The sequence below is a fragment of the Leptospira abararensis genome (genome assembly GCF_016918735.1).
In the GTDB taxonomy this organism is placed as follows: Bacteria; Spirochaetota; Leptospiria; order Leptospirales; family Leptospiraceae; genus Leptospira_A; species Leptospira_A abararensis.
On sequence record NZ_JAFFPR010000027.1, the window covers coordinates 1 to 13272 of the forward strand.

Consider the following 13272-nt stretch of genomic DNA (forward strand, 5'->3'; position numbering starts at 1 on the left):
CAATGCTGCAAATAATCCTAAGGTAGAGGATTCTTCGGAGAAAGCGTTCTCTCGTTTAGAAAATTTTCCAACCGCTGTTTGGAATTCAGATCTTGCTGTAGGATTATCGGGTTCTTTTCTTTGCGCAAAACATTATGGTTTCTTAATCTCTCAAAATCCAGCGGGTGGGACTATATTAAATATATCTTCTGATCTTGGTTTGATTGCACCTGACCAAAGGCTCTACAGAAAAGCAGGGCTTCCCGAAGAGTTACAACCAGTAAAACCTGTAACCTACTCAGTGGTTAAAGCGGGACTCATCGGTTTGACTCGGTATCTTGCAACCTATTGGGCTGACAAAAACGTTCGTTGCAATGCCATTTGCCCAGGCGGGGTAGAGAATAATCAAAATCCAGAATTCTTGAAAGAAGTTACTTCTCGGATTCCATTAGGACGTATGGCAAAGAAAGATGAATATAAGGGATTAGTTTTATTTTTGTTAAGTGATAGTGCAAGTTACATGAATGGATCTATCGTTTCTGCTGACGGTGGCCGAAGTGTGTGGTAGAGGTTTGTTATCAATAAACTTTACAATCCTTACATGATTGAAAATAATCCAGATAGTAATCGTTCCGAAAATAAGATTTCTTTTTATTCTTTCGAAACTAAGGAAGAATGGATTTCCGAAACACTTCAATTTTTCTCTAAAATGATTCAAGAGAAGATTTCACTCCCTTCAGACTCTCCTTTTCACATAATTCTTTCTGGCGGAAATACTCCACTACCCATATACCGTAGATTTTCTACATTGGAACTGCCTTGGCAGCGAATGCACTTTTGGTTAGCTGATGAACGTTGTGTTTCGAAGAATGATCCAGCTCGTTCCGAAACAGAGATTAAAAAGGCCTTGGGAGACTCTATTCTCAAAAGTGCAATCTTTCATTCTCTACCAGAGGGTGATCCAACCTATGTTGCAAATTATTTTGAAGATAAAGTAAAGAGTATTTCGAATTATACAATTTCCTTTTTAGGAATAGGTGAGGATGGGCATATAGCTAGTTTATTTCCTGGATTCGATATTGGGGAAAGTGATTCTTCACCAAATATTCTTCCTGTTTATAATTCGCCTAAACCTCCTGCAAATCGAGTGAGCCTATCATTGCAGTGTATCAATCGATCCGAACATGTGATTTTTCTTGTGACCGGACCGACGAAAAAGAAAATTGCCGATCAGGTAATGGAAGGCAAAAATCTCCCGGCAACAAAAGTGAAAGGAAGAAAAAGTTCTCAAATATTTTTTTGTATGGAATAAGATGAAAGTATTAGTATTTGGCGGTTCAGGTTTTCTAGGTTCTCATGTTGCTGATGCTTTGAGTGATGCAGGACATGAAGTTACTATATTTGATAGAAATTCGTCCTTATGGTTGCGACCTGACCAAACAATGGTTATAGGCGATCTATTGGATGAAAAATTTGTTACGGCTGCGGTGGAAGGTTTTGACGTAGTTTATAATTTTGCAGCCCTAGCGGATTTAAACCAAGCCTTGGATAAACCAGTCGATTCCATTAGGATCAATGTCTTGGGGAATTCCTATATTTTGGAAGCCTGTCGAAGGCATAAAGTAAAAAGATTTATATATGCAAGTACTGTTTATGTTTTTAGTCGTGAAGGCGGCTTTTATCGATGTAGTAAACAGGCATCAGAAAGTTATATAGAAGAATATCAAAAGTCATTTAATCTTGATTATACGATATTGCGATACGGATCACTCTACGGTCCAAGGTCTGATGAATCGAATGGTTTGTATCGAATCGTAAAATCCGCGCTAGAAACAGGGAAGATTAGTTACGAAGGTAGCGCTGATAGCCAAAGGGAATACATTCACGTTGAAGATGCAGCAAAGGCAAGTGCTGTTGCTATGGGGGATGAATTCAGGAACCAAAGTGTAGTTTTAACGGGACAAGAGCCTATGAAGGTCATTGAGTTACTGAAAATGTTGGCGGAAATTTTGGGGCGTCCAGATTCTGTTGAATTTTTAGAAGGTGATCAGGTGGGACATTATGTTCGGACTCCTTATGCGTATCAACCTAAGTTGGGTAGAAAATACATTCCACCCATGCATGTTGACTTGGGGCAGGGGCTGTTGCAGTTGATCGAAGATGTGAAGGGTAAGAAACAGAGATAATGAAATACATTCGATTTCTTCACAATCAAAAGATATGTTACGGCCGATTGGAAGATGATGAAATTGTCATAATTGATAAGGCACCTTGGCTTGCTACATATTCTGATCTACATAAAATAAAATATGATCACACGGTTCAAATTTTGAATCCTTGTTCGCCTAATAAAATCATCGGGGTTGCTTTGAATTATCCAGGTGTTGCCAAAGGGGAAGAGAATTCAGAACCTCTTGTTTTTCTTAAGTCTACTTCGAAAATTGTTGGTCATAATGGTACTGTCTTAAATCCATATTCGAAAACTAACGTTTGGGGAGAGTGTGAGTTGGCTATTGTCATCGGAGCCGAATCCAGTCAGCTTACACCCGATAATGCGAGTGACCATATTTTTGGTTACACAATAGGTAACGATATCACCGCCGAAAATCTGGATGGCCGTGACCACCACTTAGCGAAATCGAAAGCAGCTGATAGCTTTTGCGCATTGGGTCCTTATATTGATACCGATTTTGAACCTAAAGAACAACAAATCAAAGGATTTCATAATAGTATTTTGTTGCGTGAAGGCCGTTTATCGGATCGTTTATGGTTGGAGAAGGAACTACTGGTTTGGTTGACATCTTGGATGACACTAGAACCTGGTGATGTAATACTCACTGGAGCACCAAACCGAGTTCGGAGTCGAATTTATCTAGAAGAAAATGATATTTTTGTGAGTAGCATTGATGGACTAGGGGAATTAAAAATTTCTTTTAAGAATCGAAATGAAGGATAAGATTTTTGTTTTTGATTTTGATGGAGTGGTTTGCGACAGTACAGATGAATGTATGATTACTTCTTGGAACACCTGGCAAAAATGGAATGGTCGAAATTTGCAGAGAAGGCAAGTAGTTGATTTTACCGAAGAAGAAATTTTGAATTTCAGAAAGTTACGGCCAAGAGTCAGGGGAGCTGGTGAATATTTCATTCTAAATAAAATACTCGATGAGAAAATTACAATCGCTAATCAGAATGATTATGAACTTTTGTTGGCTAACAATCGAGAGAATATTCAAAAATTCAAAATTCTTTTTTTGTCTGAAAGGCAAATTTTTAGAGCTGCACATCCAACGGATTGGGTTCTCCTACACTCAGTCTATCCAGAAGTGATAAATCTGCTAAGGGACTTAAATTTACAAAATAGATTGTATATTGCCACTTTAAAAGATTTTCTTTCCATTCGAATGATTTTAGATTACTATTCGGTTAATGTTGAAGATTCTAAAATTGTAGATGAAGCCAAAATTGTAAGTAAATTAGATGCTTTAGAGAAAATTCTTTTGCTCTCTGATACGACAAAAGAGAAGTTAATCTTCTTTGACGATAATGTTACCCATCTTTTTGAATCATTTTCGAATGGATTCGAAGTGTACCTGACTGCTTGGTCGAATCCAATTCCCGAATATTTGGAGCAAGCCAAGATTGCGAGAATACCTATTGTTAGAAATTTTGAACAGTTGAATTTAATTATAAATAAAGGATAAAAAAATGTACGATTTTTACTATGGATCAAAAGAGGAAATATTAAAAAATCCGGAGAATTTTATACTATTTTGCAAACGATTGTTGCCAAGATGGTTAAATGGAACTCCCGATAGCGAATGTTTAGCAATCTGGAAAATTCTGACAGAAGCAAAAACTAAACCGAAAGTACTCGTAGAGACTGGTTCTGGTGCATCATCATTGGTTTTCTTTATATACTGCGCGTTAAACGATGCCCGTTTGTTTAGTTGGGATACGAATGGAAGTAAAGGTGCATATTTGCGAAGTATTATTTCTGATGCAATTTGTAAACCGTTAGGTATTGATATTCATAAAGTTTGGACATTTATTCCGTTTAACAGTACAGATAAAAATGTAGGCATTGAATGTTTGCAAGAATTAGGTCTGAAGGCGGATTTTGGTTTTTTCGATAGTTGGCATACATGGGATCATCTCTATGGAGAAATTCAGGCATTCGTATCGGTTGCCAATACTGAGTTCTTCGTTGCTTTAGATGACGCTTATTATGACAAACGAAGTTATAATTATTCCTTTGTAAATATGCTAAGAAAAAAAATGGGGCTATCGCCTATTACAGAACCTACAGATAACAAGTGTTTACCTTTTTATCTTGAAACAGAAAACTACCTAAAAAACAATTTCGAAAAAGTTTCGAAAATTGAAGATAGCTATAAGCAGACATATAATTCTGATGTTTTTTTTGATTATTTTGAATTTGATAGAGTAGCTATGAATAAGTTAGGTTTAGAAGAAAAACACAACCTCGAGCATAGGTTTGATGCTTGGCGAGTGAATAGGTAGTTTCGAATGAGAATTGTCGTTGGTATCCCAGCCCGTATGGGTTCTTCTCGTTTTCCTGGAAAACCTTTGTCGAATATTCTTGGAAAAACAATGTTAGAACATTGTTATCGTAGGTGTTCTTTAAGTAAGTATGCAACGGAACTTTTCGTTGCGGCTTGCGATGAAGAAATAGAGAAAGAGGTGAATCGTTTTAATGGTCGAGTCATTATGACTGACAGAAATATCCAGAGACCGGGCCTCCGTGTTGCGACAGCTGCTGAAGAATTGGGCCTAGAAGATGAAGATATTGTGGTTGTCGTACAAGGAGATGAACCTTTGGTACATCCAGATATGATTGACCTTGCCATTAGGCCTCTAATTGAAGAAAAGGATATTTTTGTTTCTAATTTATGTGCAAAGATAAATAAAGATGAGTGGCTGGATCCAGCAGAGATTAAAGTGGTTACAGATTTGTCAATGAACGCTCTTTATATGTCTAGAGCACCAATTCCATCAATTGATCACGAAGAAGTTCGCGCTGATTGGTGGAAACAAGTTTGTATCATGCCATTTAAATGGCACTTTATGAAATCTTTCAATCATACACTAAAGCCCACTCCTCTGGAACTGCAGGAATCAATTGAGATGAATCGTGCAATACAGCACGGATATAAAGTTAGAATGGTTCCCTCTCACTTTATATCTAAATCAGTTGATACAAACGAAGATAGATTGAAAGTAGAAGAGTTGATGAAGTCTGATCCCATTTTCCCCCTATATTCAGGTCAATAATATGAGCTTTAATATTTTAGAAAAATTAAAACTAGGTAAAGAAGTATTTGGTACATGGTGTATGCTTCCCTCTTCTTTTACGGTGGATGTAATTGCTCGAACGGGTTTAGATTTTATTGTCATCGACCTCGAACATGGATCAATTTCATTGGAAACATGCGAAGAAATGGTAAAAACTGCAATCCTTCACAATTGTCATCCCATAGTAAGGGTCGGTGATGATCAAGAGAATACAATTTTGCATGCTCTTGAAACTGGATGCGAAGGAATACTTGTTCCCCATGTATCAAAAGTTGAGAAGGCTCGAGCGATTGTTGATGCAGCGAGATATTTTCCTTATGGGAAAAGAGGACTTAGTCCGTACACGCGTTGCCATGAATACACTCACGTTGGATTAGCTGCCTCGATGAAAAAGCATGGAGAATCTACTTTTGTTGGAATTTTGGTAGAAGGGCAGGAAGGCATTAATAATTTAACCGAGATTGTTAAAGTGGAAGGAATTGATTGTGTTTACCTCGGGATGTATGATATTTCACAGTCAGTAGGTTTACCCGGTCAATTAGAGCATCCAGATGTCATTAAACAGCTTGAAAGTTGTTTGAAAGTGATTTTAAATTCAGGCAAAACAGCAGGAACATTTGTAAGAGATATTCAAACTGCAAAGTTGTACAAGGAAATGGGCTTTAATTTTATTGCATTTGTTGCTGATAGTTTTGCGCTAAGTTCATTTTATAAAGAATCAGTTTTAGCATTTCAGTCAAAATGAATTTATTTGGCATTTTCCGTTATGCTTTTCGAACGATTAGTAATGCCTTTTTGCAGTTTTTATTTCTTATCAGAAAAATTCTGGCCAATTATCAGCTTTCCTATATCGCTAATGATAATAAATACTATCGGTTTAAAGATAAGTATAAGGGGTTAGATTGTTTTATTGTTGGAAATGGACCTAGTCTTATTGCTAACGATCTAACTTGGCTTAAGGAACAAAAAATTATTTCCTTTGGCGTCAATAAGATTCATCTAATCTACCCACAAACGGATTGGCGTCCGGATTTTTATGTATGCGAGGATATCCCGGTTCTAGAGACAATCCTTGATACGGTTAATGAACAAAAAGATCTGATAAAATTTCTCATGAATATACCTGGGATTAAAAAAGACGACAAAACTATTTATATAAATAGAATCGCCACAGAATTTACCGGTATGGATTTTTTTCTTGAGCCAGTTCCGTATTTGTTTTGCGGACAAACTGTACTTTATATTTGTCTTCAACTAGCGGCGTTTATGGGTTTTAAAAGAATATATCTATTAGGTATAGATTTTAGTTGGAATTTCGATGAAGCTGATCCAGATAAAGAGGGTTTTTCTGTTTTAAAAGGAGATTCTCCACATTTTGTTCCTAATTATTTTCAAAAAGGTGAGAAACAGTATTTAGTGACCAAACAGCATTTCGATTATATGGTTAGAATTCTGCATTTTGCAAAAGGAATCCTGGACAATCTTGGAATTGAAGTCATCAATGCGACGAGAGGTGGAAAGTTAGAAGTTTTCCCGAGAGTTTCCATAGAAGATATGCAAACGAAGGCTAATTTTCGTTAATTTTCTGCATAATAACTTGAGATTTTAAGTTCTATTTCGTTAGTCCGTATTCTTTATGAAAACTCTATTTCTAAATCCGAAACAATACGAAAAGGTTGAAACAGATAACCCAAATAATCTATACTTATTCCCATCCGCATTTTTAGATAGGGAGGATTGCAAATTTAGAGACTTGCCTGACTCTTCTTTCTTAAACTTTAAGCTCACGGTTGAGGAGTTCAATAAAGAATTTCAATATTTAAATCAGCTGACATATACAATTGTTGATTTGCTTGCAGATCTCTTTGATGAATACTATTCCATTAAAAAAACTAAAAAGTTTTGGCAAACATTACTTTTACCTGATATTAGAGATGTGTTGGAGTTGGTTTATGCGAGATATTTACAGCTAAGTTCAATTGAAGGTAAGGTGAAAGTTGAATTAATTGAAAATTGTAAGCAGTTTCTTACGTTTCACTCAAGCAGGTTATTAAACCTAAATGTAAATTTTATACCTACCGTTGATTGGGCATTATCATCATTCATACTTCTTCATTCCGATTTAAGGAAGAAGGTTGAGGCTAACTGCATTTTTATTCATGATATACAGTTACCGAACTTCAAAAATGACAAAGACTATTATCAACTTGTCACTGGAATGGAAAAAAAACGATTAGAGATGAATCGAGGAAATATATTTCCTTATTATGTTTCTTTCCAAACAAATTCTGTTTCAGCCTTTTTTGGAACCGGAATTAAAAGTAAAACAATCGAAAATGATTTAAATTCAGATTTGCAAAAATTTGCAGCTTACTATGCGGGAAGGCCTCTTTTTTGTAATTCCAAAAAGAAAAGATTGTTATCAGCCTTCAAAGCAAAATTCGCTTTGAATTACTCTAATTCCTTTGAGATATTTTTTAATACAAACATAGAAACTTTTTTGCCTTTGCAGTTTTTTGATATGAGACTGCCTGCAAAAAGTAATATTCGAGTGTTAAATATTGGTTTACCAGGCGCTACAATCATGGATGCAGAAAGTCGCGAAAATGGAGGTCTTAGTTTTGGGATTCAACATGGAACTGCCTATGGAATGTATACAGCAGGTACTCAGGAATGGACGGAACGGAATGCTAGCGATGGTTTTCTGACCTGGGGTTGGACTGATACTGATTCTTCCCTTCCGACAATCCCTCTACCGAGTCCACATTTGTCATCGTTACTTGATCGGGAAGGTAGCATAAAAAATGGCAATAATGAGCCTATGCAAATTGGCATCATCTTCAATACAACTTATAATCGTGTTGGAAGGTTTTTACGAGTGGCAATGCCATTTTTTTTAAAGGATAATTTAGATCTATTAAATAGAATTCTAAAGCTTACCAATTCTCTCACTAGAAAAGAGATCGTTGTATCAGAATATTCCTATGAACAAGGATATAATCTAAAATACCAGCTTGATCGGGATATAGTTTCCTCTACTGATATAAAGTTCGAAGGAATGGCTGGAGAAAAATTACTGTTTAATAGTGATTTAATTATTTCGAATTCATTTGGTACGTCTTTTTTTGAAAGATTGATAGTTAATAAGCCGATTTTAATTTTTAATGATTTTTTCGAAATTGAAAACTATAATAAAGATTGGTTAGAAATTGTGAATTCATTAATCGAAGTTGGAATGTATAATATAGAGGCACTTCGTTTTGAGAGTAAACTAAGGTTATCGAAAGAAGATATTTTGCAATGGTGGAGTTCTTCGGAAATCCAAGAAATACGTAAGTCCCTCTTAAGGAAATTTGCATGGACTGATAAAGACTGGGATACTTCCTTTTTTTCCTTTATCCGAAAGCAACTTTATAGCATGGATTCAATGCAAGAAGAAATAGCTGTTCCTTTTTTTGTAAAATTATGTTCAAGAATCTATTTTCGTATGAAAGCTTATTTTTTTCGGTAGATTTGCATTTTTTTGTTTCTAAATTAATTTTATAAGTGAGTTACTAATTGGATAATTTGCAAAGGGTAAAGTATATGCTAACGGGCGCTACGGGGTTTGTTGGTTCTTTTTTTAGAAATAAATTAGAAAGCCAGAATGCTGTATTTACTTCTAGAACAAAAACTAATCAGATTTATCCGATTGATCTGACAAAATTAGAAGAATTAAAACTTTTTTTTTCGCAATATAGACCCAAAATCTTAATCCATATTGCAGGGAATAAGGACGTAAATTTTTGTGAGAAGTCACCTGACGAAGCAAGAAAGATTAATGTTCTCGCAACTTCTTTTTTGGTAAGTTTATGCAAACAATACGATACTAAATTTGTTTATCTTTCTACGGATTATGTTTTCGACGGTCACCGCGGTAATTACAAAGAAGATGATCAAACATTTCCCTCTTCTGAATACGGAAAGATGAAACTTGAGTCTGAAACAATGATTCAGTCTTCAGGAATTGAACATATAATCATTCGTTCCGGTGCATTGTATGGTCAGAACGGAAAATTTTACCAATGGGCTGTTACCTCTTTAAAAGAAGGTATTGAAATTGAAGCTTTGACCGATTCATTTTTTACTCCAACTCTTTTGGATGATTTGTATGAGATTACTATAAAACTTTTGGATTTAAATTTTAATGGAGTTATCCATATTGTTGGAAAAGACAAGGTTTCACGGTACCAAATGATTGAGAAAATTGCAGCATCATTGGGTATTTTTAAGCCGAAATTGAAGCCTGTTAGTATCGCGCAATCTGGCTTAGCATTTTTACCGGACTTATCCTTATGTCCTGATAAACTAAATCAGGAATTGAGCATTTATACCCACAGTTTGGAAGAAGGTTTAGACCTTCTCGTAAAAAAGTCAAAGGTTTAAATATGATCAGTTATATCATTACTACTTTTAATCGAGGGGAAAAGGTTTTAAAAACAATTCATTCTATTTTGAACCAAATTTCGCCTTCTGATGCAGTTGAAATTATCGTGGTTGATGGTGGTTCCAAAGATAATACAAGAGATCTTGTAGGAGAGGTGTCAAAGACGAATCCGAAGGTTCGTTTGTTTACCGATTTTTCTCCTGGCGTTATGCCCTCTCGCCATACAGGTGCTAAAGAAGCCCAAGGCGAAATTTTAGTTTATATTGAAGATGATGTTCAAGTCTCAGATACACATGTAAAATCTATCAAAGATATTTTTTCGAATCAGGAAAATAAAATGGCAACTGGTCCATGTGAACCAGATTATTTATCTAAAGATTTTCCTTCTTGGTATGAGAAGATGTGGTCCACAGATCCGAATATTCCAGGCTCCAGAATTAATGGGTGGTTTAGTTTAATCAATTTGGGTGACAATACTTTAAACATTGATCCAGGTTATGCCTGGGCATTAAATTTTGCCATAAGAAAGAATTTACTGTTTGAGTTAGGTGGTTTTCATCCTGATTTATCTCCTCCTAAATGGAAAGCCTTCCAGGGAGACGGCGAATCTGGGCTCTCTTGGAAGGCGGCTGAAAAAAATATTTCCGCCGTTTACCATCCAGGTTTGAAAATTTTACATGAGATCCAGGCTGATCGTTTTGATATAAAATATGTGCAAAAACGCCTTTTTTTCCAAGGTATCTCTGATTCTTTCACATCTTTGCGGAAAAGCAAAAAAGTAAGATCCTTACAGAAATCCTATTTAAAATTGATTTTTATTTCGCTTCGAATTTTAAAGAAGAAATTTTTCGGAGGGGATCTCTCCATTGATTTAATCTCTGAACAGGCAAAACTGAAAGGATTTCTTTTTCATCAGAGATCGTTTCGGGATGATATAAAGGTAAGAGCTTGGGTTTTAGAAGATGATTTTATCGGCAAACAAGTGCCTGATCCAAATCCAATTCGTTTTTTTGATAAATTCTTTTTGATGGTATAACAACATGTTAGAACAACTTCACCACGACGGCAAACTTCTTGCGATGATACTTCGCACCAATTATAAAAAAGATGGTATTGAGTTTTTTACGCCACCTGAATTTTCGCAACAGCTAGCTTATATGAATCGACCAAAAGATTACCTAATTCAGCCACATGTACATAACCCAGTGACAAGAAGCGTCGAATACACAAAGGAAGTTTTGTTTATTAAGTCTGGTAGGGTGAGGATTGATTTTTTTACAGACGAACAAGTATATGTTGAAAGTCGTATTCTTGAACAAGGCGACGTTGTTTTACTTGCTTATGGTGGTCATGGATTTTGTATGTTGGAGGATACTGAGATGATTGAAGTAAAACAAGGCCCATATGCAGGTGAAGGTGACAAAACAAGATTTAACGCAAAACCATTTATTCCGAGCGTAAAATAGTGGAAAATTTTATTCCTGTTTGTGAACCAGCGCTTCTGGGAAATGAAAAAAAGTATCTTCTCGATGCAGTGGAATCTGGCTGGATTTCCTCTGCAGGAAAATATGTGTCTGAATTTGAAACTCAGTTTGCGCAATATTGCGGAGTAGAACACGGTATTGGTGTCTGTAATGGAACGGTTGCGATCCATCTTGCTTTAGTTGCCCTAGGGATAGGTAAAGGTGACGAAGTCATTATACCTAACTTTACCATGATAGCTACCGCATTTGCAGTTTGTTATACTGGTGCAACACCTGTTTTCGTAGAAGCAGATCCAAAGTCTTGGAATATTTCTGTAGAAAAGATCGAGGAAAAGATTACCACCAAAACAAAAGCAATCATTCCTGTGCATATAATGGGTTTAATTTGTGATATGGATCCTATATCGGCAATTGCAAAAAAATATAATTTATATGTCATTGAAGATGCTGCCGAAGCGCATGGAGCTGAATATAAGGGTAAAAAATCAGGTTCCTTAAGTCATCTTGCCACCTTTAGTTTTTTTGCAAATAAAAACCTAACTACTGGAGAAGGAGGGATGGTAGTAACTAACGATTCTGAGTTAGCTACTAAGTCTAGGTATTTCAAGAATCTTTGTTTCCCTTTGGAAGGTGCTAGAGAATACAATCATGCTGATATTGGATTTAATTATAGAATATCTAATTTGCATGCGGCAGTTGGACTCGCTCAATTAGAAAAAGCTGAACAATACACTGAAATGCGAATTAATAACTTCAGAATTTATCAGGAAATGTTAGGGGACATTCAAGGTATATCAACTCAGGTTTGGGATGAATCCATCTATAAACATGTACATTGGATGAATGCGATCAAAATTGATCCTGAGGTATATGGTAGAAATCGTGATGAATTAATGGGTATTTTAAGGAAAGAGGGGATTGATTCCAGAAAACTTTTTAATGGTATGCATACCCAAAAGTCTTTAAAAGACTTCGGATGTGCATTGGAAGGAGAGTATTCTGTAACAGAAGATTTAAGTAAAAATGGTCTCTATCTTCCTTCCTCAAGCACTTTAAGAAAGAGTCAGATTAGGAGAATATGTGAAGTTATTTATGGAGCGAAACGGTTATGAGTTTATTTTCTGATTATTCAGCGTATTACGATTTATTATATAAAGATAAAGATTACAAAACAGAAAGCGATTATGTATTAAATGCGTTATCAAAAGAACCTACTCGGATTTCATCCTTATTAGAATTAGGCTCAGGAACTGGTAAACATGCGGAATTTTTCATTAAAAAAATTGATCGTTATACGGGCGTTGATATGTCGGAAGAGATGGTTAATCAAGGAAAGTTACGTTTAATTAATCCAAACGTAACTTTTGAAGTTGGTGATGTACGCACTTATAGTGCAAGCCAAGTTTTTGATGCGGTTGTATCATTATTTCATGTTGCAAGCTATCAGGTAGTAAATGAAGACTTTGTCAATTTTTTACAGACAGCACACAGACATCTAAAATCAGGTTCCACTTTCTTGTTTGATTTTTGGTACGGACCAGCGGTTTTGAATATAAAACCTTCTACAAAAATTAAGCGCATGAAAAACGATAAGCATTCTGTTACACGAATTGCAGAACCAGTTCAAAATTATCAAAAAAATCTTGTGACGGTAAATTACGAGGTAATTATCCAGGATATTCTCCAAAAAACAGAAACGAGGATATATGAGAACCACCCAATGCGATATTTTTTTCTTCCAGAGTTGATGTATTTTTTAGAAATATCTGGTTTTGACACTCGGGAAACTAAATTTGAAGAATGGATTACGGGAGGAGAGCCAACGGAAAATACGTGGGGAGTAACTTGTATTACTCGTAAAAGATAAAATGAAGATAATAATTTTTACAGCATATCCCTGGCTCAACATTTCTACCCCTCTTATTGAAACTGTTAATTATTTTCTACGGAAAAAATGGAAGGTAATTCACTTTGGAATCATCCATCCAGGTGTAGATCGTCATGGTCATAAGAGTTTAGATATTTCTGACGATAATTATAAATTTATTTCTCTTGGTGATACAAAAA

At 35.6% G+C, this 13272-nt stretch carries 15 protein-coding genes; all 15 read left to right on the plus strand.

Translation table 11 applies throughout. The annotated features are described in order from the left end of the window. The coding region (locus JWG40_RS08180; RefSeq protein ID WP_205285349.1) for an SDR family oxidoreductase at positions 1 to 547 on the plus strand (547 nt) is incomplete at its 5' end. 33 nt (positions 548 to 580) lie between these two features. After that, on the plus strand, positions 581 to 1291 hold the full coding sequence (gene pgl, locus JWG40_RS08185) for a 6-phosphogluconolactonase (protein WP_205285350.1): 711 nt from the start codon (positions 581 to 583) through the stop codon (positions 1289 to 1291). Between the two features lies 1 nt (position 1292). Beyond that, on the plus strand, positions 1293 to 2165 hold the full coding sequence (locus tag JWG40_RS08190; protein ID WP_205285351.1) for an NAD-dependent epimerase/dehydratase family protein: 873 nt from the start codon (positions 1293 to 1295) through the stop codon (positions 2163 to 2165). Continuing rightward, positions 2165 to 2935, plus strand: a complete 771-nt coding sequence (locus JWG40_RS08195) for a fumarylacetoacetate hydrolase family protein (protein WP_205285352.1) — start codon at positions 2165 to 2167, stop codon at positions 2933 to 2935. Before JWG40_RS08190 ends, JWG40_RS08195 begins: the two co-directional genes overlap by 1 nt. Further along, positions 2925 to 3683 carry an HAD family hydrolase gene (locus JWG40_RS08200; RefSeq protein ID WP_205285353.1) on the plus strand — a complete coding sequence of 253 codons (759 nt, stop codon included), beginning with the start codon at positions 2925 to 2927 and terminating at the stop codon, positions 3681 to 3683. Before JWG40_RS08195 ends, JWG40_RS08200 begins: the two co-directional genes overlap by 11 nt. Before the next feature lie 4 nt (positions 3684 to 3687). After that, a complete protein-coding gene (locus tag JWG40_RS08205; protein WP_205285354.1) occupies positions 3688 to 4503 on the plus strand; it encodes a hypothetical protein in 816 nt (271 codons plus the stop codon). 6 nt (positions 4504 to 4509) lie between these two features. Continuing rightward, a complete protein-coding gene (locus tag JWG40_RS08210) occupies positions 4510 to 5274 on the plus strand; it encodes a 3-deoxy-manno-octulosonate cytidylyltransferase (RefSeq protein WP_205285355.1) in 765 nt (254 codons plus the stop codon). A gap of 1 nt (position 5275) precedes the next feature. After that, positions 5276 to 6040, plus strand: coding sequence for an HpcH/HpaI aldolase family protein (locus JWG40_RS08215; RefSeq protein WP_205285356.1), 765 nt, complete (start codon positions 5276 to 5278; stop codon positions 6038 to 6040). Next, on the plus strand, positions 6037 to 6876 hold the full coding sequence (locus JWG40_RS08220) for a 6-hydroxymethylpterin diphosphokinase MptE-like protein (RefSeq protein WP_205285357.1): 840 nt from the start codon (positions 6037 to 6039) through the stop codon (positions 6874 to 6876). The genes JWG40_RS08215 and JWG40_RS08220 overlap by 4 nt, the downstream gene beginning before the upstream one ends. A gap of 55 nt (positions 6877 to 6931) precedes the next feature. After that, positions 6932 to 8806: a hypothetical protein gene (locus JWG40_RS08225; RefSeq protein WP_205285358.1), complete on the plus strand. Its 1875-nt coding sequence runs from the start codon at positions 6932 to 6934 to the stop codon at positions 8804 to 8806. A 47-nt stretch (positions 8807 to 8853) separates the two neighbouring features. Beyond that, positions 8854 to 9720 (plus strand): SDR family oxidoreductase, encoded by an 867-nt coding sequence (locus JWG40_RS08230; RefSeq protein WP_205285359.1) that lies wholly within the window; start codon positions 8854 to 8856, stop codon positions 9718 to 9720. A 2-nt stretch (positions 9721 to 9722) separates the two neighbouring features. After that, positions 9723 to 10757, plus strand: a complete 1035-nt coding sequence (locus tag JWG40_RS08235; protein ID WP_205285360.1) for a glycosyltransferase family 2 protein — start codon at positions 9723 to 9725, stop codon at positions 10755 to 10757. A gap of 4 nt (positions 10758 to 10761) precedes the next feature. Continuing rightward, positions 10762 to 11187: a cupin domain-containing protein gene (locus JWG40_RS08240; protein WP_205285361.1), complete on the plus strand. Its 426-nt coding sequence runs from the start codon at positions 10762 to 10764 to the stop codon at positions 11185 to 11187. Continuing rightward, positions 11187 to 12317: a DegT/DnrJ/EryC1/StrS family aminotransferase gene (locus tag JWG40_RS08245; RefSeq protein WP_205285362.1), complete on the plus strand. Its 1131-nt coding sequence runs from the start codon at positions 11187 to 11189 to the stop codon at positions 12315 to 12317. The genes JWG40_RS08240 and JWG40_RS08245 overlap by 1 nt, the downstream gene beginning before the upstream one ends. Continuing rightward, positions 12314 to 13072, plus strand: a complete 759-nt coding sequence (locus JWG40_RS08250; RefSeq protein WP_205285363.1) for a class I SAM-dependent DNA methyltransferase — start codon at positions 12314 to 12316, stop codon at positions 13070 to 13072. Before JWG40_RS08245 ends, JWG40_RS08250 begins: the two co-directional genes overlap by 4 nt. Positions 13073 to 13272: the final 200 nt, after the last annotated feature.

Coding starts and splice junctions, on each gene's coding strand:
- JWG40_RS08215 (WP_205285356.1), top strand. CDS start 5,276: ATGAGCTTTAATATTTTAGAAAAATTAAAACTAGGTAAAGAAGTATTT.
- JWG40_RS08200 (WP_205285353.1), top strand. CDS start 2,925: ATGAAGGATAAGATTTTTGTTTTTGATTTTGATGGAGTGGTTTGCGAC.
- JWG40_RS08235 (WP_205285360.1), top strand. CDS start 9,723: ATGATCAGTTATATCATTACTACTTTTAATCGAGGGGAAAAGGTTTTA.
- JWG40_RS08220 (WP_205285357.1), top strand. CDS start 6,037: ATGAATTTATTTGGCATTTTCCGTTATGCTTTTCGAACGATTAGTAAT.
- pgl (WP_205285350.1), top strand. CDS start 581: ATGATTGAAAATAATCCAGATAGTAATCGTTCCGAAAATAAGATTTCT.
- JWG40_RS08195 (WP_205285352.1), top strand. CDS start 2,165: ATGAAATACATTCGATTTCTTCACAATCAAAAGATATGTTACGGCCGA.
- JWG40_RS08210 (WP_205285355.1), top strand. CDS start 4,510: ATGAGAATTGTCGTTGGTATCCCAGCCCGTATGGGTTCTTCTCGTTTT.
- JWG40_RS08205 (WP_205285354.1), top strand. CDS start 3,688: ATGTACGATTTTTACTATGGATCAAAAGAGGAAATATTAAAAAATCCG.
- JWG40_RS08240 (WP_205285361.1), top strand. CDS start 10,762: ATGTTAGAACAACTTCACCACGACGGCAAACTTCTTGCGATGATACTT.
- JWG40_RS08225 (WP_205285358.1), top strand. CDS start 6,932: ATGAAAACTCTATTTCTAAATCCGAAACAATACGAAAAGGTTGAAACA.
- JWG40_RS08190 (WP_205285351.1), top strand. CDS start 1,293: ATGAAAGTATTAGTATTTGGCGGTTCAGGTTTTCTAGGTTCTCATGTT.
- JWG40_RS08250 (WP_205285363.1), top strand. CDS start 12,314: ATGAGTTTATTTTCTGATTATTCAGCGTATTACGATTTATTATATAAA.